At 60.1% G+C, this 18803-nt stretch carries 15 protein-coding genes, 2 tRNA genes and 3 rRNA genes; 16 read left to right on the top strand and 4 right to left on the bottom strand.

Going from position 1 to position 18803, the window contains the following annotated elements:
- The first annotated feature begins 185 nt into the window (after nt 1–185).
- The 10 genes from IPP28_00920 to IPP28_00875 all read left to right on the top strand — a co-directional run bounded on the left by IPP28_00920 (nt 186) and on the right by IPP28_00875 (nt 9218).
- On the top strand, nt 186–1721 hold the full coding sequence (locus tag IPP28_00920; protein MBL0039619.1) for a hypothetical protein: 1536 nt from the start codon (nt 186–188) through the stop codon (nt 1719–1721).
- Between the two features lie 677 nt (nt 1722–2398).
- Entirely contained in the window at nt 2399–3289 is an 891-nt protein-coding gene (locus IPP28_00915) for an integrase domain-containing protein (GenBank protein MBL0039618.1), read from the top strand.
- Between the two features lie 111 nt (nt 3290–3400).
- On the top strand, nt 3401–3829 hold the full coding sequence (locus tag IPP28_00910; protein MBL0039617.1) for a hypothetical protein: 429 nt from the start codon (nt 3401–3403) through the stop codon (nt 3827–3829).
- Between the two features lie 52 nt (nt 3830–3881).
- Complete coding sequence (locus IPP28_00905) at nt 3882–4331, top strand: hypothetical protein (GenBank protein ID MBL0039616.1); 450 nt, start codon at nt 3882–3884, stop codon at nt 4329–4331.
- 347 nt (nt 4332–4678) lie between these two features.
- The gene (locus IPP28_00900; protein ID MBL0039615.1) at nt 4679–5755 is read left to right on the top strand and encodes a hypothetical protein; all 1077 of its coding nucleotides are present in this window, start codon (nt 4679–4681) and stop codon (nt 5753–5755) included.
- Between the two features lie 240 nt (nt 5756–5995).
- Nucleotides 5996–6574: an aminodeoxychorismate/anthranilate synthase component II gene (locus tag IPP28_00895; GenBank protein MBL0039614.1), complete on the top strand. Its 579-nt coding sequence runs from the start codon at nt 5996–5998 to the stop codon at nt 6572–6574.
- Nucleotides 6575–6576: 2 nt separating this feature from the next.
- Entirely contained in the window at nt 6577–7620 is a 1044-nt protein-coding gene (trpD, locus tag IPP28_00890; protein ID MBL0039613.1) for an anthranilate phosphoribosyltransferase, read from the top strand.
- Nucleotides 7613–7963, top strand: coding sequence for an antibiotic biosynthesis monooxygenase (locus IPP28_00885; GenBank protein MBL0039612.1), 351 nt, complete (start codon nt 7613–7615; stop codon nt 7961–7963). The genes trpD and IPP28_00885 overlap by 8 nt, the downstream gene beginning before the upstream one ends.
- Complete coding sequence (gene trpC / locus IPP28_00880; protein MBL0039611.1) at nt 7960–8748, top strand: indole-3-glycerol phosphate synthase TrpC; 789 nt, start codon at nt 7960–7962, stop codon at nt 8746–8748. Before IPP28_00885 ends, trpC begins: the two co-directional genes overlap by 4 nt.
- Nucleotides 8745–9218, top strand: coding sequence for a GNAT family N-acetyltransferase (locus IPP28_00875; GenBank protein ID MBL0039610.1), 474 nt, complete (start codon nt 8745–8747; stop codon nt 9216–9218). Before trpC ends, IPP28_00875 begins: the two co-directional genes overlap by 4 nt.
- 1 nt (nt 9219) lies before the next feature.
- On the opposite strand, the gene IPP28_00870 is transcribed toward IPP28_00875, so the two are convergent.
- Both IPP28_00870 and crp read right to left on the bottom strand, forming a co-directional pair.
- A complete protein-coding gene (locus IPP28_00870; GenBank protein ID MBL0039609.1) occupies nt 9220–9696 on the bottom strand; it encodes a GNAT family N-acetyltransferase in 477 nt (158 codons plus the stop codon).
- A complete protein-coding gene (gene crp, locus IPP28_00865; GenBank protein ID MBL0039608.1) occupies nt 9697–10359 on the bottom strand; it encodes a cAMP-activated global transcriptional regulator CRP in 663 nt (220 codons plus the stop codon).
- 201 nt (nt 10360–10560) lie between these two features.
- Here crp and speD point away from each other — a divergent pair, with 201 nt between their 5' ends.
- Nucleotides 10561–11346 (top strand): adenosylmethionine decarboxylase, encoded by a 786-nt coding sequence (gene speD, locus IPP28_00860; protein MBL0039607.1) that lies wholly within the window; start codon nt 10561–10563, stop codon nt 11344–11346.
- A gap of 58 nt (nt 11347–11404) precedes the next feature.
- Here the strand turns inward: speD and coq7 are convergent, their stop codons facing one another.
- Entirely contained in the window at nt 11405–12046 is a 642-nt protein-coding gene (gene coq7, locus IPP28_00855) for a 2-polyprenyl-3-methyl-6-methoxy-1,4-benzoquinone monooxygenase (protein MBL0039606.1), read from the bottom strand.
- The gene (locus IPP28_00850) at nt 12043–13209 is read right to left on the bottom strand and encodes a (Fe-S)-binding protein (GenBank protein ID MBL0039605.1); all 1167 of its coding nucleotides are present in this window, start codon (nt 13207–13209) and stop codon (nt 12043–12045) included. The genes coq7 and IPP28_00850 overlap by 4 nt, the downstream gene beginning before the upstream one ends.
- Nucleotides 13210–13599: 390 nt before the next feature.
- Here IPP28_00850 and IPP28_00845 point away from each other — a divergent pair.
- The 5 genes from IPP28_00845 (at nt 13600) to rrf (ending at nt 18784) form a co-directional block, all read left to right on the top strand.
- A 16S ribosomal RNA gene (locus tag IPP28_00845) occupies nt 13600–15144 on the top strand.
- Between the two features lie 108 nt (nt 15145–15252).
- A tRNA-Ile gene (locus IPP28_00840) sits at nt 15253–15329 on the top strand.
- 7 nt (nt 15330–15336) lie between these two features.
- Nucleotides 15337–15411: transfer RNA gene (locus IPP28_00835), tRNA-Ala, on the top strand.
- 280 nt (nt 15412–15691) lie between these two features.
- Nucleotides 15692–18559 (top strand): 23S ribosomal RNA (locus tag IPP28_00830).
- 110 nt (nt 18560–18669) lie between these two features.
- Nucleotides 18670–18784: ribosomal RNA gene (gene rrf / locus IPP28_00825) — 5S ribosomal RNA — on the top strand.
- Together the 16S, 23S and 5S rRNA genes with 2 tRNA genes alongside form the textbook arrangement of a ribosomal RNA operon.
- Nucleotides 18785–18803: the final 19 nt, after the last annotated feature.

The following is an 18803-nucleotide window of genomic DNA, read 5'->3' as shown; positions in this document are numbered from 1 at the left end:
TTGTCTACAGGCGTCTATGGCGTCAAGTCGAGACGCGCGAGATGCCATGGATGGACCAGATTTCCAGATACGTTGTCGTGACTCGTATTCGACGTGAGACTGATGGCATGAGCTCAACCAGCGCAGCGACTGCATCGGGGGCTGCCGCAAGACTTCGCGTACCGTTCGGCTTAAAGGACGGGCGCATGTGGACGGCGAAGCAGGTGCCGCGAGGACTCGACTGCGGCTGCGTCTGTCCCGCCTGCAAGGCACCGCTGGTTGCGAAGGCGCAGGACAGCGTCGATCGTCGACCACACTTTGCACACCACCGCGAAACCGACTGCCGGGGCGGCTTCGAGTCCGCCGTGCACCGGATGGCGAAGCAGTTGATTCATGACCACCTGCGTATCCAGATCCCGGCCTGGGGTGGCACGATCGACATGCCCAATCCACCCAGCAAGCTGGATGACCGTGGAGAAAAGTTCGTCGGCCGGACGTTGGAGTTCCCCGCACGGCTGGGGGCGTTGACGTCTGCTCTGTTGGAAGTCCCCCGTGGCGATTACGTTCCGGACGTGACCGCGCATGACGAAGAAGGCGAGCTGCTCGTCGAGATCCGCGTGAGGCATGCAGTCGGCGAACTCAAGGAGCGCCGAGTGCAATCGGATGGCGTGCGCATGATCGAGATCGATCTGTCCAGGCTGACGGTCGAACAGGTGCTGGATGATGCCGAGTTCAATCGACTGGTTCTGGAAGAGAGCGGAAATCGCCATTGGGTCTCGTATCCGGCCGCTGCCGAGGCGTGGCGCACTGCCTACAACGAGTTCCAGCGGGCATTCCGCGAGCGCAACCAGCTGATCAAGGCCGAGGCCAAGGATGCGGCCGCCAAGCAGGCGCTGGCCTTGAGCAAGGAGCGTGCGAAGCAGGCCAACAAGGATGCTGCGCGGGAGCGCATGCGGCGTCTCCTGCGTGCGCCGCATGAGTCCATGCTTGCATGTCTTCATGAACTCACCCATCCAGAACGTGTTGCGCATCTCTTGCGCGAGCGTTGGCTTCGGGATCGCGAGCAATTCGAGGTGCTCGAACAGCAGCTGGATTCCTACACGGTCATCAAGGCCCTGCAGCGATGGCACAAGGATGCGTGGGTTTACAACGACCATCCGGTCTATTTGCAAGCGCGGATCTATCGGCAGTTCATCCAGGATGCGCCGCCGGGGTCCTATATCAGCCAGGTCGACGCGGCGCGCTGGGCGCGCACCGAGATCGGCGTGGACCCGGTACTTGGCGAACTGTTCCATGCGCAATACGTCGCCACGATGGAAGCCCGTGCCGCCGGCTACTTCAAGGAAGTCGTCAGCGCCTGGTACTTCACCAACGAAGAAAACGCGCTGATTCCCAGTTTGTACGATCCCTTCGACGATTTGTTCGCCCGGTTGGTGGATGCTGGCGCGATCTGCCGGGTTAAAGACGGCCCGCATCGATACATGCGCGAGCCAGCCCCTCGCGTCAGCTCGGTGCAGGAATCCGCCATCCGGCAGGTGCTTCCGACGCCGGTTCCGGTGCGTCGACCGAGCGAATCACACCTCGCCCCCGGAACGCGAATTGAACACAAACGCTTCGGCCGCGGCACGGTGGAGAACTATCTGCCGCCTTCGTCTCACGTGTTCGCGGTGCACATTGATGGCGAGCAGGACGCGCGAATGCTGTCGCTCGATCCTTCGGATCGGCAATGGCGTCGGATCTGAATTGAGGTGGCGATTGCTCAATCGTCTACCACCGTCTACCGCGTGAAATAGTTCGTTGCAGACCTCAGAAATCTCGCTAATGTTGGATCCAGCAACAGCTCGCGCCCTCGATGCGTAATTCGGGACCGCCCCTGCGAAGCATCAAGCTTCTTGATGCTTCGCAACAGATGGATGATCGATCGGTGTTTCACTGATCACTTCATCGATCTCGACAGGACAACTGCGCCTGTCGATCCGGATCACGAGCCGCCATTCGGCACTGTTTGATCCGACTCCCTTGCTTCTCTTGGCCCGCTTTCGGGGCAAGGATGTGCCCGGCTACGTGCGCTTTCAGTGAGACCGAAAGAGTGACGCACGAGATGTTCCGCCGGAAAGCCGCCATGGCGCTCAAATTTACTGGTCAGCGAGCCAGTGACGCCAGGCAAATTCAATGACAAGGCCGTTCGTATTCGGCCACCTGCTCGTCCACGAGCACACAGCAAGTTGTTTCCAGCCCGCCCGAAAGGGTCGCCCCTGCAGCCGTGCATACGGCGCCAGTGATCGGAGTTGTCCGGTCATGCGGCGGGGCCCGTTACTCACCGATCAACATCGTCGCGCTGAGGGCTGAAACAACCGGGGTGTAAGGGCTCCCCCACCCAGCCGTCAGCGCGGCAATGCATCGGAACATGAGGAAGGAAATGAGCAAGAAATCGGAATTTCTGGCGGTGATGATGGGCATCGTTGCCGCCCTGGGTGGTTCGCATCTGACGCGCGAAGCGCGCACCCGAACCATCCAACGGTTCGTCGACATGATGTTCGACGAGGGGTTTACCCATTTCGCGAAGATCGGCGACATCGGCGGCCGCCATCTGCGCGCTTACGTCGAGCAGCGACTGAAAGATTCGGCCGGGCTCCGGACGATTCAGAACGAGATGGCCCACCTCCGCACGATATTGAGGAAGGGTGGCGCTCCGGGCGTGGCCGCCGCTCGTGAATTGTCGAACCAGGCGCTTGGCATTGGCGGCGCATCCCGTGTCGGGACGAAGACCGCGATGTCGGACGAGCAATACCAAGATGCGCGGAACTATGCCGTTTCCGGAGGGCGCCCAGGTTTTGCCGGATTGCTGGGTCTGGAGCGGCATCTCGGTCTTCGCGGCAATGAGGCGATCCATGCCCGGTCCGACACCTTGCAGCGATGGCAGCGTGAGCTCGAAGCAGATGGCGCCGTCAATGTGATCGCCGGCACGAAGGGCGGCAAAGCCCGGCGAGTGCGCGTTCAGAATGTCCTAGCAGCGAAGGATGCGGTCGCTTACGCGCTGGAGTTGACGCAGTGCCAGGGCGGGTTCCTGGTGCAGCGCGCCGACAAATGCGACGTCACTGGACTGAAGCAAGCCCGGTCGATCTATCACGGCTGGTGCAATCGCGCCGTCATCGAGCCACACGCCGCGCGCTACGCGTTCGCTCGCGACCAAGTCCATGCATACATGCATTCGGGCATGTCCGAACGCGAGGCGCTGGCGGCGACCAGCCTGGACTTGGGGCATGGCGATGGCCGCGGTCGCTGGGTGAAGAGTGTGTACATGCGCTAGCGACCGGCTTCCCGTCAATGCGCTCATTCTCGGCTGGCTTTGCTGGCGCAGTCGCCGTGGTAGGCCTGATCGTGCGCATACATTCGTGCGGCCGCAAGCGGGTGGAAAACGATGGAGATCGTGCTGATCGCAATATTGGTAGTGATGTGCTGGGCAGTCTGGCGTGCGTCCACAGCGACTGATCGCTCAAGAAAGTCATATGCCGCGCGGCATCTACTGGGGTCGTTGCCTGAGGCCGACAGAAGCCGCCGCGGTGGATCAGCCGGAAGTGCGCAAGCCAAGCCCGAGAATCCTTCCTGGGTTATTCCTGCCACCGCGATGGAGACCGTTGATCTGTTCGAAGACGACCGGTTTCCGCTTTTCGGCACCGGGATGCAGCCGGGGCGCCTTTCCGAGGTCGACCATTCCGACCCCTACGACTTCGACCCATCGAATCCGATGAGTCACGTGTTCACTGACGCCGCGAGCGAGACATTCGGGTCCAGTCTTCATAACGACGATGTCGGCCATTCGCACTACGACCCGTTCAGCGATAGCTGATCGGGCGTTTGTCGAGTATGTCGTGGCTGTGCAGACTACTTTGGAGGGAAAGATGGAGAAGAAGTTGGTTCTGGGGATTGCCGGCGGGCTTGCGCTCGTGTTGGGAACGCTGCTTCCCATCATCTCGACCGATCTGACCGGAGAACGATCTCTGTTGGATTTCGATACGACGTACGGCGTGATGATGCTCGTGATTGCGCCCGTCTCGATGCTGCTCGCGGTGCTCGGCAGGTACAGTCAGCTATTGATCGCCGTGGTTCCTGCGGCGGGTTTCATGATCGCGACCTACTACAAGTTCTACACCGCTAGATCGGAAGCATTGGCGCTCGCCAGCAACGGTGACGTCGCCTCGATGGACGTCTTCGCGCGGATGGTGATCAACGCGGGAACCAGCCTGGAGACGGTCTGGACCGGTTGGCTGGCGTTGTTGATCGGATTGGTTTGCTTGTCGATTGCGGCTTGGCCAGCTGAGCTTCGGGATGCACGGAACAAACATCAATAGGGGCGCGAACATCGACCAGTGATCGCGGGCACGCAGGGGGAAGTGCTCGACGGATGCTCGTCCAAAACGTCTCGGTGACAATGGATGCATTGGCCTGACACTTGGGGAAGGTCTGAACAAGTCTTCGTTCACCCTTCGACAAGCTCAGGGCGAACGGGTGACGCCCTGATTCCGTTCGTGGTGAGCTTGTCGAACCATGATCGGAATCAGGGCTTGGCGACTTGTTCAGAGATTCCTTAGTGAATCGTCCGTTGGAATGGAATGCTGCATCGCCCACTTTTCCAAAGGCCGTTGCCTTTCGCCGGCGGATACACTGATGCCGATGTCGGCATGAGGGGAAGCTCACCATGAGCAGTTCATTTCCAGCTGCGCGAGAGTTTCTGCTGATGAGCGAGTTCAACTATGACTTTGTTGAGCCGCTGCCGCTCTTGTTGGGAAATGGCGTCGAACTGGCGGATCCGAGCGCTGCATATTGGGCGATAGATCGCGATGACGATCGGTTCGATAACGGGTTTGCGTATGAGGAAGGATCTCGCACTACGGTGCTCCTCACTCCCGAGAGGTTCGTTGGTGCGGGCGAAGTTCATGCGTGCCTCGCGAAAGACCATCCTCCATTGCAGACCTTGAACTCCGTTCGAGACGATCTGTTCACGGCCCTGTTGGCACTGAGACTTGTCAAACCAGTGTCCTTTGATTTGCGTGCCGTGCTGACCATCGATCAGGGCATCGTCGCGCAGGCAGGACGGTATTTGGATCAGAGCGGATTCAACCCTGTGACAGCGCGGCAGTTCGGCTCAGCGGAAATCGAGAAGGCGCGCATGCTCAATCGCCGCTTGGTCAACCTTAGAAGGGGCAGAGCTTGTGCGCGAATTCGTTCAGCGCTCGCGAACTTTGGTCAGGTAACACTCGGCTTAGTAGGATCCTGGCAGCTCGCCATGCTGGGGCTGTTTGCCGCATTGGATGCTGTATTTCCGCAGCCGGGACCCACTTCGAGGAAGCAGGCCAAAGCAGCTGGGTCTTTGAAGCCCAACAGCACGTTCGACGGATTGAGCTATGGCCGGCGATTGGCGGGCCGCGTTTCGAAATTCCTGGCGGGACCTTTGCTTCGGTCTGGCGACCAAGATTGGCTGGCTGATCTCTATTCGCAGAGAAGGAATGGGTTGGCGCACGGTGCCGACTTTGTCGTGCACCGACCTCCAGTGCCCGCCGACGCGAGCCAGTCCCTCCCTCCCGCACCGGATGCTGAGTTCGGTCATCTGCACGAACTGGCAAGACTCTGCCTACTCGGGATGCTCGGATACAAGAACGCTGATTTGGCCGTTCTTCTTCCCGAGGATTCGGATCAACTCGCCATCCAAACCGCGCTCAGTTCGATCGCTGCATGTCCACCGCGCTACCTCAGGCGTCAAACACGATGGGACTAGGTTTGCGAGATTCGTGAGACAGTCGTGCTGACCTGGAATTGCCAGAACGTTATGCTTCAGTTCTTCACCGGACTTGTGCGCTTGGTTGTCCCAATAGGACAGTGTCTTTCGCATGCGCGTCCATTGCGGACTCGCTTGTCGACGCGGGGGCGCTAGAAGACGACATTGTGGTATCCCGTGTGGTATCCGCCGACGGTATGCCGTCAATAAATTCAACAAAAACATGGTCTTGAAGTCCGCATGCTGCTGATGATCGATAACTACGACAGCTTCACCTACAACCTCGTGCAGTACTTCGCCGAGCTTGGCGAAGAGGTGAAGGTGATCCGCAACGACGAGCTGGATCTCGCCGGCATCGCCGCACTGAAGCCCGATCGCATCGTGATTTCGCCGGGCCCGTGCACGCCGAGCGAAGCGGGCGTGTCGGTGGAGGTGCTGAAGACGTTTGCGGGCCAGCTGCCGATGCTGGGCGTCTGTCTCGGGCACCAGAGCATCGGCCAGGCGTTCGGCGGCAAGGTCATTCGTGCCGGCCGCATCATGCATGGCAAGACCTCGCCGATCCATCACGCCGGACAGGGTGTTTTCGCCGGCTTGCCGGATGGCTTCGAGGCGACGCGTTACCACTCGCTGGTGGTCGACAAGAACGCGTTGCCGGAGGGTCTCGAAGTGACCGCATGGACCACGAACGACGACGGCTCGATCGAGGAGATCATGGGCTTGCGTCACCGCGACTTTCCGATCCAGGGCGTACAGTTCCATCCCGAATCGATCATGACCCAGCATGGCCACGCCATGTTGAAGAATTTCCTGGCCCAGTGACCATGCCGATGACGCCGCAAGAAGCGCTCGCGCGCACCATCGAACATCGCGAAATCTTCCACGACGAGATGGTGGACCTGTTCCGCCAGATCATGCGCGGGGAGGTTTCGCCGGTCATCACCGCGGCCTTGCTCACCGGCCTGCGTGTGAAGAAGGAGACCATCGGCGAGATCGCCGGCGCCGCCCAGGTGATGCGCGAGTTTTCGGCGCGCGTCGAGATCGCGCCAGATCCGCATTTCGTCGACATCGTCGGCACCGGCGGCGACGGCGCACACACCTTCAATATCTCGACCGCGGCGATGTTCGTCGCGGCCGCGGCGGGCGCCAAGGTGGCCAAACATGGCAATCGCAGCGTATCGAGCAAGTCGGGCGCTGCGGATGTGCTCGAAGCGCTCGGCGCACGCATCGACCTGCAGCCGGCGCAGGTCGCGGAATGCATCCGCCGCACCGGCATCGGTTTCATGTTCGCGCCGATCCATCATCCGGCGATGAAGAATGTCGCCGCGGTGCGCAAGGAGCTCGGCGTGCGCACGATCTTCAACATCCTCGGTCCGCTGACCAATCCCGCCGGCGCAGCGAACATCCTGATGGGCGTGTTCCATCCCGATCTGGTCGGCATCCAGGTGCGCGTGCTGCAGCGCCTCGGCGCGCGCAATGCCCTGGTGGTCTACGGCCGCGATCAGCTGGACGAGATCACGCTGGGCGCCGCGACCCTGGTCGGCGAACTGCGCGATGGCGTCGTGCGCGAATACGAAGTGCATCCCGAAGACTTCGGCCTGCGCATGGCGTCGAGCCGCAACCTGCGCGTCGACGATGCCGAGCAGTCGCGCACGCGCGTGCTCGAAGCGATCGATGGCATCGACGGGCTGCCGCGCGAGATCGTTGCGCTCAACGCCGGCGCCGCGTTGTATGTCGCTGGCGTGGCGGGCGATATCGGCGACGGCATTGGACGTGCACGGGAAGCGATGGGCAGCGGCGCGGCGCGGCGCAAGCTGGACGAGTTCGTGGCCGCGACCCAGGCGATCGCGGGTGCCGCAAATGGCTGATGGTTTCGCGACGCTGCCGCAGCCGCCGTATTACGCCGTGATCTTTTCGTCGCTGCGACGCGGCGGACCCGATGATGGCTATGCCGGGACGGCGGCGCGCATGCTCGAGCTGGTCCAGCAGCAACCCGGATTTCTCGGCGCCGAATCCGCGCGGGGCGCCGACGGCTTCGGCATCACCGTGGCCTACTTCGACAGCGAGGCCGCGATCGCGCAGTGGCGGATGCAGGACGAGCACGCGACGGCGCGTCGTCGTGGCCGCAACGAATGGTATGAACATTTCGAGGTGCGCGTGGCTCGGGTCGAGCGTGCCTACGGCAAGGCTTCCGGAGCGGCATCGGCATGAGCGACATTCTCGAACGCATCCTCGATCGCAAGCAGATCGAAGTGGCCGATCGCCGCGTCTACCAGCCGCTGGATGATCTCAAGGCGCGAGCGGCCGACATGGTGCCGACGCGGGGATTCGCGGAGGCGCTGCGCACGCGCATCGCGCGCGGCGAATCGGCGGTGATTGCCGAGATCAAGAAGGCTTCGCCGAGCAAAGGGGTGATCCGCCCCGACTTCAGGCCCGCGGAGATCGCGGCGAGTTACGAGCGGGGCGGCGCAGCCTGCCTGTCGGTGTTGACCGACGTCGATTTCTTCCAGGGAGCCGACGCCTACCTGCAGCAGGCGCGTGCAGCGTGCCGTCTGCCGGCTCTGCGCAAGGACTTCACGGTTGATGCGTATCAGTTGTACGAGTCGCGCGTGCTCGGCGCCGATTGCATCCTGCTCATCGTCGCGGCACTGGGTGCCGACCAGTTGCAGCACTACGCCGGTCTGGCGATCGAGATCGGCCTCGATGTGCTGATCGAGACGCATGACGCCGGGGAAATGGCGCAGGCACTGCGCACGGCGTCGCCGCTGATCGGAGTCAACAACCGCAATCTGCGCGACTTCTCGGTGTCGCTGGAAGCCACGCTCGCGTTGCGCGATCACGTCGACGCCAGTCGCATCCTGATCACCGAGAGCGGCATCCACAGCCGCGACGATGTCGCGACGATGCGGTCCGCCGGCGTACACGCTTTTCTGGTCGGAGAAGCCTTCATGCGCGCAGACGACCCGGGCGCAGAGCTGCAGCGGCTGTTCGCATGAATCTGCGCATCGTCGCGTTCGAGCCGACATTGCGCGCCCATTTCGGCCGCCTCAACCGCGAGTGGCTGGAGCGCCATTTCGAGGTCGAGCCGATCGATGCCGAGGTGCTCGATCATCCCGAGCAACGCATCCTCGCGGGTGGTGGCCGCATCCTGTTTGCCGTGCTCGGCGACGATGTCGTCGGTACCTGCGCTCTGCTGCAGGAGTCCCCCGGCGTCTACGAATTGACCAAGATGGCGGTCACTGCCGCCCATCAGGGCGCGGGGATCGGCCGATTGCTGCTGGATGCGATAGTCGACGAGTTCCGGCGCCTCGGTGGTGACACCTTGTTCCTCGAGACCCATTCTTCGCTGAAAGCGGCGATTTCGCTGTACGAACGCGCCGGCTTCGAGCATCGCGGCCATAAGCCGGATTCGCATTACGCGCGCTCCGACACCTACATGGTCTGGCGCGATCCGGGTGCGAGCTAGGTCAGGCGTCGCACAGCTGCTTCACGAAGCGCAGCGAGGATTGTTCGAAGCCGCAACGGCGATAGAACGCGTGGGCGTCGGTGCGTGAAGCGGCCGTGGTGAGTTCAAGTCGAGCCGCGTTTTCGCGGCGGCTGGCATTCTCGGCGTAACGCAACAACTCGCGGCCGATGCCGTGCTTGCGGAAGCGGTCGTCCACCACCAGCGCCGTGATGCGGCAGGTCTCGCGGCCGAGCGGCAGGTAGAACATGAAGTCGAGACTGACCAGGCCGCAGACGGCGTCTTTCCACTCCGCGACAACGAGCGCCTGTCTCGGGCTGGCGTTGACGCGGCGAATGCGACGTTCGGCCTCGGCCAGGTCGCAGGGATAACCCAGCGCTTCGATCAAGCGCGAAACCGCGCCGGCGTCATGCAGTTTCGCGTCGCGGAAACGCAGGCCGCCGTGATGGTCCTTGTCCGCAGGCGCGACCGACGCGCCCACTCAGCGCGTTCCGAAGACCACGATGGTCTTGCCGGTGACGCCGATCTTGCCCTGTTCTTCAAGCTGCTTCAGCACGCGTCCGGCCATTTCGCGCGAGCAGCCGACGATGCGCGACAGCTCCTGGCGCGAAACGCGGATCTGCATGCCCTTCGGATGCGTGAGTGCATCCGGCTCGCCGCACAGATCCAACAGCGTGCGCGAAATCCGGCCGGTCACATCCATGAACGCCAGACGGCTGACCTTGCGGCTGGTGTGCAGCAGGCGCCGCGTCAACTGCGAACCAATCGCGAACATCAGCTTCGGGCACTCGTCGCGCAGCGTGCTCTCGAATAGCGCGAGCAGTCGCTCATAGCTGATTTCGGCGAGTTCGCAGGCGGTGCGCGTTCGAACCAGGACTTCACGCTTGCTGGTCTCGACGAACAGGCCGAGTTCGCCGATGAACTCGCCCTTGTTCAGGTAAGCCAGGATCAGTTCGCGACCGTCATCGTCCTCGGCAACCACGCTGAGCGAGCCGTCGACGATGTAATACAGCACGTCGGCGCGGTCGCCCGGCATGAAGATCGCCGTGCGGTTCGGGTAGCGGCGGCGATGGCAGGCACCGAGGAAACGATCGATCGACGGGCCCTCAAGCGCCAGCGAACGCGGCGTGACGGTCTTGGGCATGGCGTCGTGCAGGCCTGCCAGATGGTCGGGATTGGAGTTGGGCATCGCGGTCTCGATTGCGCGGAATGTTCACGTTTATAGGACGGTGCCGGGCCGATTTCAAACGCTGCGCTGAATCCGGACGCCGCAAGGTTACCCCTGCCGGAGGATTTGCCCCATAATCCGCGCCCCTTTCACCCGTGGCGACTGAGGAAAAGCACCATGGTCAAGCCGCTTCCGCGATTGCAACTGCAGGGTTTCAACAACCTGACCAAGGCGCTGTCGTTCAATATCTACGACATCTGCTACGCGGTGACGCCGGAACAGCGCGACCGCTACATCGAATACATCGACGAACAATACGATGCCGATCGCCTGACGCAGATCCTGACCGAGGTGGCCGAGATCATTGGCGCGAACATCCTCAACGTCGCGCGCCAGGACTACGACCCGCAGGGTGCGTCGGTGACGATCCTGATCTCCGAGCATCCGATCGTCGAGAAGCTCGGCAAGGACATGATCTCCGAGGCCGTGGTCGCGCATCTCGACAAGAGCCACATCACGGTGCACACCTATCCGGAGACGCATCCGCACAACGGCATTGCGACGTTCCGTGCCGACATCGATGTGGCCACCTGCGGCGTGATTTCGCCGTTGAAGGCGCTGAACTACCTGATCGACAGCTTCGAATCCGACATCGTCACGATGGATTACCGCGTCCGTGGATTCACCCGCGACATCAAGGGCAAGAAGCACTACATCGACCATCGCATCAATTCGATCCAGGACTATCTCGCGAAGCACATCAAGCAGAAGTACGAGATGTTCGACGTCAACGTGTATCAGGAGAACATCTTCCACACGAAGATGCACGTGAAGGAGTTCGATCTCGACAACTACCTGTTCGAGGCGCAGGCCAAGGATCTGTCGTTCAAGGATCGGCTCCGCGTCGAGGCGCAATTGAAACGCGAGATCGAGGAACTGTTCCACGGCCGCAACCTGGTCTGACCGGATTGCTGTTCCGCAATACGAACGGGCCGCTCTGCGGCCCGTTCCGTTTCCGGACTCAGATGCGATAGGCGACGAAGCGCATGACGTCCGCGCAATAGCCCATCAGGCGGCGAATGGGTGTCGCCAGTTCGACGGCGCCGCGATCGAGCGCATGCTGGCCATGTTCGATTTCTTCGCCCTGCATCGTTTCGAGAATCGCGCGTGATCGGGCGTCGGCGAGGGGCAGCCGATCGAGATGATCGTCGAGGTGGGCTTCCACCTGGCGCTCGGTTTCGACCACGAAACCCAGACTGATGCGGTCTCCGAACAGCGCGGCCGTCGCGCCGATCGCGTAACTGCCGGCAAACCAGAGCGGGTTGAACTGGCTCGGCAGTGCGTCGATTTCCGCAAGTCGCGCCGAACACCAGAGCAGATGATCGTGTTCTTCGCGCGCGGCCTGCAGCAGGTGTGCCCGCGTGTCCGCAGATTCGGCCACGGCGGCCTGACCCAGATATAGCGCCTGCGCGCAGACTTCGCCGGTGTGGTTGATGCGCATCAGGCCGCCGACAAGGCGGCGGTCGCGTTCGTTCAGTTCAGGCGACTGTTGCAATTGAGCGGGATTCGCTCGCGCAGTCGGGTGGGGCTCGGATTCCAGCGTGCGGGCGGTATCGAGCGCTGCAATCGCGTGATCAAGCAACGTCATGCGTCGGAAGCTCATTCGGGTCGTCCATTCAGATAGTCAGCCACCAGTTCCGCCGGATGCAGCACCAGCATCGGAGTACCCAGATCGAACAGGGCTTGCGACAGTTGCGCCCGGCAACCACCATTCGCGCTGACGACGATGTCCGGATGCAGCATGCGGATCTGCTCTGCCACGGTCGCGCCGAGTTGTTGCGAGATCGCTGGTTGGTTCATGCAGTAGGTGCCGGCTGCGCCGCAACACCCCGGTTGCACCGGCAGTTCGAGACGTATCGCGCCGGGCAGTTGGTCGATCAGGCGACGCATCGATTCCGCTTCGCCGGCGAGGCCTTGTTGCGTGCACGGCACATGCAACGCGATGCGCATTGGCCGTGTCGCGAATCGATCGACGAGCTGCGGCCATTGTTGTTCCAGCCAAGACGCGACACCCGTGATCGCTGGTGTCGCCAGTCGCCGCTGCCATGCAGCCGTGCATCCGGAGTTGATGGCAACGATGCGGTCCGGTTCGTCGACGATCGGCATGCACGGTGGCGACGCGAATCCGAGATGCTGGTCAAGTGCGCCGCAGCATCGCGCATCGTCGATTACGGGTTTGGCGCCGGCGATGGCGGCGACGAATGAAATTGCCTCGACTGAGCTGCGTTCCAGGGTGTGTGCGGCGCAGCCCGCCAGGATCAAGTCGGTGCGTGCCTTGGTACCGTTCGCCCGAGTGTGCCGCGCGGCGCGCGCCGAGATCGTCGATGCGAGGCCATCGAGGTTCGTCCGGCGCCGGAATGCGCTTGGCGAGAACGCGCGCACGGCCACGGCGCCGCGCAGAAGCATCTGCAGCAACGCAGGCCGCCGTGCCAGTCTCCGTGCGAGTTGGCCGGCCCAGTGTTCGCGCGTTCGCGCACGACCGGAGCGAGTCAGGATGAGTGCTTCGATGAATGGCACCTTGGGTGGGCACACGCGCTCGCATCGACCGCAGGCGAGACAGCTGTCCAGCGAGGGTTGTGAATCGCCAGTGGCCTGTCCTGTCGCGATGCGGGCCATCAACGCCAGCCGGCCGCGTGGCGATTCCGCCTCGTTGCGCGTCACCAGATAACTCGGGCAATGCGGCAGGCAGAGTCCGCACATCACACATTGCGCAGCAATGGCGGCGACACGGCGATCCGCGGGTGTTGTCGTGAAGGCTTGTGACATCGACGTATTCGAGCTTGAGATTCACCGGCGGGAGGCCAAACAGTAGCTCAGCTGGATCGTGTGGCGGCGGCGGACAAGAAGATGCTTGCCAAGGCCCGGGGCCATAGGTAAGATCTCCTCCCCCTCGCGACCCGTGCAACACAAAACGAAGTCGCACAGAGGTGTTGACAGCCATCAAAACCGCTCTATAATGCGCGGCTCACTCGGGACGAAATGTTCTGGGGCTGGCGGACGAAAGTTCGCGATGGTTTGATCTTTGACAGCGTGCACAGGTGTTTTGAATGGGCGCCTGGTGGGTGAACAACCTGCCGAAATGTTTTATGGCGTCCAAGGAAAGAACAGTAGTTTTAACGCTAGTGGTTTGACTTGGTTCGCTCATCAGTCTTGATTTAACTGAAGAGTTTGATCCTGGCTCAGATTGAACGCTGGCGGCATGCCTAACACATGCAAGTCGAACGGCAGCACGGCAGTAGCAATACTGTGGGTGGCGAGTGGCGGACGGGTGAGGAATACGTCGGAATCTGCCCAATCGTGGGGGATAACTAACCGAAAGGTTAGCTAATACCGCATACGACCGAGAGGTGAAAGCGGGGGACCGCAAGGCCTCGCGCGATTGGATGAGCCGACGTCGGATTAGCTTGTTGGTGGGGTAAAGGCCTACCAAGGCAACGATCCGTAGCTGGTCTGAGAGGATGATCAGCCACACTGGAACTGAGACACGGTCCAGACTCCTACGGGAGGCAGCAGTGGGGAATATTGGACAATGGGCGCAAGCCTGATCCAGCAATGCCGCGTGTGAAGAAGGCCTTCGGGTTGTAAAGCACTTTTATCAGGAACGAAAAGCGTTGGATTAATACTCTGACGTGCTGACGGTACCTGAGGAATAAGCACCGGCTAACTTCGTGCCAGCAGCCGCGGTAATACGAAGGGTGCAAGCGTTAATCGGAATTACTGGGCGTAAAGCGTGCGTAGATGGTTCGCTAAGTCGGATGTGAAAGCCCCGGGCTCAACCTGGGAACTGCATCCGATACTGGCGGACTAGAGTGTGATAGAGGATGGCGGAATTCCCGGTGTAGCGGTGAAATGCGTAGAGATCGGGAGGAACATCCGTGGCGAAGGCGGCCATCTGGATCAACACTGACGTTGAGGCACGAAAGCGTGGGGAGCAAACAGGATTAGATACCCTGGTAGTCCACGCCCTAAACGATGTCGACTGGATGTTGGGTGCAACTTGGCACTCAGTATCGAAGCTAACGCGTTAAGTCGACCGCCTGGGGAGTACGCGCGCAAGCGTGAAACTCAAAGGAATTGACGGGGGCCCGCACAAGCGGTGGAGTATGTGGTTTAATTCGATGCAACGCGCAGAACCTTACCTGGTCTTGACATGTCGAGAACCCTTCAGAGATGAGGGGGTGCCTTCGGGAACTCGGGAACACAGGTGCTGCATGGCTGTCGTCAGCTCGTGTCGTGAGATGTTGGGTTAAGTCCCGCAACGAGCGCAACCCTTGTCCTTAGTTGCCAGCGGGTAATGCCGGGAACTCTAAGGAGACTGCCGGTGACAAACCGGAGGAAGGTGGGGATGACGTCAAGTCATCATGGCCCTTACGGCCAGGGCTACACACGTACTACAATGGTCGGTACAGAGGGTTGCAATACCGCGAGGTGGAGCCAATCCCAGAAAACCGATCCCAGTCCGGATTGGAGTCTGCAACTCGACTCCATGAAGTCGGAATCGCTAGTAATCGCGGATCAGCAGTGCCGCGGTGAATACGTTCCCGGGCCTTGTACACACCGCCCGTCACACCATGGGAGTTTGTTGCACCAGAAGCAGGTAGCTTAACCGCAAGGGGGGCGCTTGCCACGGTGTGGCCGATGACTGGGGTGAAGTCGTAACAAGGTAGCCGTATCGGAAGGTGCGGCTGGATCACCTCCTTTAGAGTCTGGCAGGCATCCGCCGGGCGTCCATTCAAGATACCTGTACAAAACCAGAGAACGCGGTCACGCGTGGAGCTTGCTCCATGCGCTGCGCTCGAAGCGCACATTGGGTCTGTAGCTCAGGTGGTTAGAGCGCACCCCTGATAAGGGTGAGGCCGGAGGTTCGAGTCCTCCTAGACCCACCAACGCTACGGGGCCATAGCTCAATTGGTAGAGCACCTGCTTTGCAAGCAGGGGGTCGTCGGTTCGAACCGACTGGCTCCACCAGTTGCGCCTGATCCATTCTCTGGAAAGCACGCTGAAACAAACAGAACATTTGGGTGGATCGAAGATCGCTCCACCCAAGTGGTTTAGAAGCCGGACGCTGAAGTCCTGGTTTCGTTCTTTGACAAGATGGGACGTAACAAGCGTTTGGGGCTCGCCCTCATGCGATCGCGCAAGCGATGGTGTGAAAGCGAAGCTTCCGAATGTGTCGTTGAGGCAAGTAAGCGAAATGAATGAGGTTTGTTTGATGCTCCCAGGACGCGAAGGCGTTTTGGGGTTATAGGGTCAAGCGAACAAGCGCATACGGTGGATGCCTTGGCGGTCAGCGGCGATGAAGGACGTGGCAGCCTGCGAAAAGCCTCGGGGAGTCGGCAACAGACTTTGATCCGGGGATGTCCGAATGGGGAAACCCACTCCGCAAGGAGTATCCGCACCTGAATACATAGGGTGTGGAAGCGAACCGAGGGAACTGAAATATCTCATTACCTCGAGGAAAAGAAATCAACCGAGATTCCCCCAGTAGTGACGAGCGAACGGGGACCAGCCCTTAAGTGCATGATGTTCTAGTGGAACAGTCTGGAAAGTCTGGCCATAGACGGTGATAGCCCGGTACGCAAAAGGGCATCGTGCATGAAATTGAGTAAGGCGGGGCACGAGAAACCCTGTCTGAATATGGGGGGACCATCCTCCAAGGCTAAATACGTCTGACCGACCGATAGTGAACAAGTACCGTGAGGGAAAGGTTAAAAGAACCCCGGTGAGGGGAGTGAAATAGACCTGAAACCGTATGCGTACAAGCAGTGGAAGCCCGCAAGGGTGACTGCGTACCTTTTGTATAATGGGTCAGCGACTTACTGTTCGTGGCAAGCTTAACCGTATAGGGAGGCGAAGGGAAACCGAGTCTGATAAGGGCGCATAGTCGCGGGCAGTAGACCCGAAACCAGGTGATCTAGCCATGCTCAGGGTGAAGGTCGGGTAACACCGACTGGAGGCCCGAACCCACTCCCGTTGCAAAGGTAGGGGATGAGGTGTGGCTAGGAGTGAAAAGCTAATCGAACCTGGAGATAGCTGGTTCTCCTCGAAAGCTATTTAGGTAGCGCCTCATATGTATCCTCTTGGGGGTAGAGCACTGTTATGGCTAGCGGGTCATCGCGACTTAGCAAACCATTGCAAACTCCGAATACCAAGACGGACTGTATGGGAGACACACGGCGGGTGCGAACGTCCGTCGTGAAAAGGGAAACAACCCAGACCCTCAGCTAAGGTCCCAAAATTACCGCTCAGTGGAAAACGATGTGGGAAGGCTAAAACAGCCAGGAGGTTGGCTTAGAAGCAGCCACCCTTTAAAGAAAGCGTAATAGCTCACTGGTCGAGTCGGCCTGCGCGGAAGATTTAACGGGGCTAAGCGGTATACCGAAGCTAGGGATGCACAGCAATGTGCGTGGTAGAGGAGCGTTCTGTACGCCTGCGAAGGTGGCTTGTAAAGGCTGCTGGAGGTATCAGAAGTGCGAATGCTGACATGAGTAACGATAATGCGGGTGAAAAGCCCGCACGCCGAAAGCCCCAGGTTTCCTTGCGCAACGTTCATCGGCGCAGGGTGAGTCGGCCCCTAAGGCGAGGCAGAAATGCGTAGTCGATGGAAAGCTGGTTAATATTCCAGCACCGCTCGTGATTGCGATGGGATGACGGAGAAGGCTAGGTGTACCGGGCGTTGGTTGTCCCGGGGAAAGGCGGTAGGTGTGGGTCTTAGGCAAATCCGGGACCCTCTACACCGAGCACCGAGACGAGTTCATTAGAACGAAGTCACCGAGGCCACGCTTCCAGGAAAAGTCTCTAAGCTTCAGATCACGAGGACCGTACCGTAAACCGACACAGGTAGGCAGGGTGAGAATCCCAAGGCGCTTGAGAGAACTCGGGTGAAGGAACTAGGCAACATAGCACCGTAACTTCGGGAGAAGGTGCGCCCAGTATCGTGGTGATATGCATCACTGAGCGATATTGGGCCGCAGTGACCAGGCCGCTGCGACTGTTTATCAAAAACACAGCACTCTGCAAACACGTAAGTGGACGTATAGGGTGTGACGCCTGCCCGGTGCCGGAAGGTTAATTGATGGGGTCAGCGCAAGCGAAGCTCTTGATCGAAGCCCCGGTAAACGGCGGCCGTAACTATAACGGTCCTAAGGTAGCGAAATTCCTTGTCGGGTAAGTTCCGACCTGCACGAATGGCGTAACGACAGCGGCGCTGTCTCCACCCGAGACTCAGTGAAATTGAAATCGCTGTGAAGATGCAGCGTTCCCGCGGCAAGACGGAAAGACCCCGTGAACCTTTACTACAGCTTTACACTGAACGTTGAGTTCGTCTGTGTAGCATAGGTGGGAGCCTTTGAAGTCCAGGCGCTAGCTTGGATGGAGGCGACGTTGAAATACCACCCTGATGTGCTTGACGTTCTAACCTAGGCCCGTAATCCGGGTCAGGGACCGTGTATGGTGGGTAGTTTGACTGGGGCGGTCTCCTCCTAAAGAGTAACGGAGGAGCACGAAGGTGAGCTCAGCGCGGTCGGACATCGCGCAGTGTGTGCAATGGCATAAGCTCGCTTGACTGCAAGATCGACGGATCAAGCAGGTACGAAAGTAGGTCATAGTGATCCGGTGGTTCTGTATGGAAGGGCCATCGCTCAACGGATAAAAGGTACTCCGGGGATAACAGGCTGATACCGCCCAAGAGTTCATATCGACGGCGGTGTTTGGCACCTCGATGTCGGCTCATCACATCCTGGGGCTGTAGTCGGTCCCAAGGGTATGGCTGTTCGCCATTTAAAGTGGTACGCGAGCTGGGTTCAGAACGTCGTGAGACAGTTCGGTCCCTATCTGTCGTGGGCGTTGGATATTTGAGAGGGGCTGCTCCTAGTACGAGAGGACCGGAGTGGACGTATCTCTGGTGTTCCGGTTGTCACGCCAGTGGCATTGCCGGGTAGCTAAATACGGAAGAGATAACCGCTGAAAGCATCTAAGCGGGAAACTCGCCTCAAGATGAGATATCCCGGGACACAAGTCCCCAAAGGAACGATGAAGACTACGTCGTTGATAGGCAGGGTGTGTAAGACCGTGAGGTTCAGCTAACCTGTACTAATGATCCGTGTGGCTTGTCCCTATAACCTCAAGACGCTTTACGCCTCGATGACACATCGAAGCAAGCCTCTTACCTTGTTACGTCCCATCACCCCATGCGAGTCCGCGCTCATGCGCGACTCCAGCCGTCTCCTTGGCGGCCATAGCGCAGTGGTCCCACCTGTTCCCTTCCCGAACACAGAAGTGAAACGCTGCAGCGCCGATGGTAGTGTCGCTTAAGCGATGCAAGAGTAGGTCACCGCCAAGGGCTGTATACTGAACGCCCC

The sequence above is a fragment of the Lysobacterales bacterium genome (assembly GCA_016721845.1).
Taxonomy (GTDB): Bacteria; Pseudomonadota; Gammaproteobacteria; order Xanthomonadales; family Ahniellaceae; genus JADKHK01.
The sequence above is the reverse complement of the archived record's forward strand: the minus strand, read 5'-3'. Positions and strand labels throughout refer to the sequence as shown.

Excerpts from the sequence above, each read along its gene's own strand:
- IPP28_00920 (MBL0039619.1), top strand. The coding sequence starts at position 186 with ATGTGGACGGCGAAGCAGGTGCCGCGAGGACTCGACTGCGGCTGCGTC.
- IPP28_00915 (MBL0039618.1), top strand. The coding sequence starts at position 2,399 with ATGAGCAAGAAATCGGAATTTCTGGCGGTGATGATGGGCATCGTTGCC.
- IPP28_00910 (MBL0039617.1), top strand. The coding sequence starts at position 3,401 with ATGGAGATCGTGCTGATCGCAATATTGGTAGTGATGTGCTGGGCAGTC.
- IPP28_00905 (MBL0039616.1), top strand. The coding sequence starts at position 3,882 with ATGGAGAAGAAGTTGGTTCTGGGGATTGCCGGCGGGCTTGCGCTCGTG.
- IPP28_00900 (MBL0039615.1), top strand. The coding sequence starts at position 4,679 with ATGAGCAGTTCATTTCCAGCTGCGCGAGAGTTTCTGCTGATGAGCGAG.
- IPP28_00895 (MBL0039614.1), top strand. The coding sequence starts at position 5,996 with ATGCTGCTGATGATCGATAACTACGACAGCTTCACCTACAACCTCGTG.
- trpD (MBL0039613.1), top strand. The coding sequence starts at position 6,577 with ATGCCGATGACGCCGCAAGAAGCGCTCGCGCGCACCATCGAACATCGC.
- IPP28_00885 (MBL0039612.1), top strand. The coding sequence starts at position 7,613 with ATGGCTGATGGTTTCGCGACGCTGCCGCAGCCGCCGTATTACGCCGTG.
- trpC (MBL0039611.1), top strand. The coding sequence starts at position 7,960 with ATGAGCGACATTCTCGAACGCATCCTCGATCGCAAGCAGATCGAAGTG.
- IPP28_00875 (MBL0039610.1), top strand. The coding sequence starts at position 8,745 with ATGAATCTGCGCATCGTCGCGTTCGAGCCGACATTGCGCGCCCATTTC.
- crp (MBL0039608.1), bottom strand. The coding sequence starts at position 10,359 with ATGCCCAAGACCGTCACGCCGCGTTCGCTGGCGCTTGAGGGCCCGTCG.
- speD (MBL0039607.1), top strand. The coding sequence starts at position 10,561 with ATGGTCAAGCCGCTTCCGCGATTGCAACTGCAGGGTTTCAACAACCTG.
- coq7 (MBL0039606.1), bottom strand. The coding sequence starts at position 12,046 with ATGAGCTTCCGACGCATGACGTTGCTTGATCACGCGATTGCAGCGCTC.
- IPP28_00850 (MBL0039605.1), bottom strand. The coding sequence starts at position 13,209 with ATGTCACAAGCCTTCACGACAACACCCGCGGATCGCCGTGTCGCCGCC.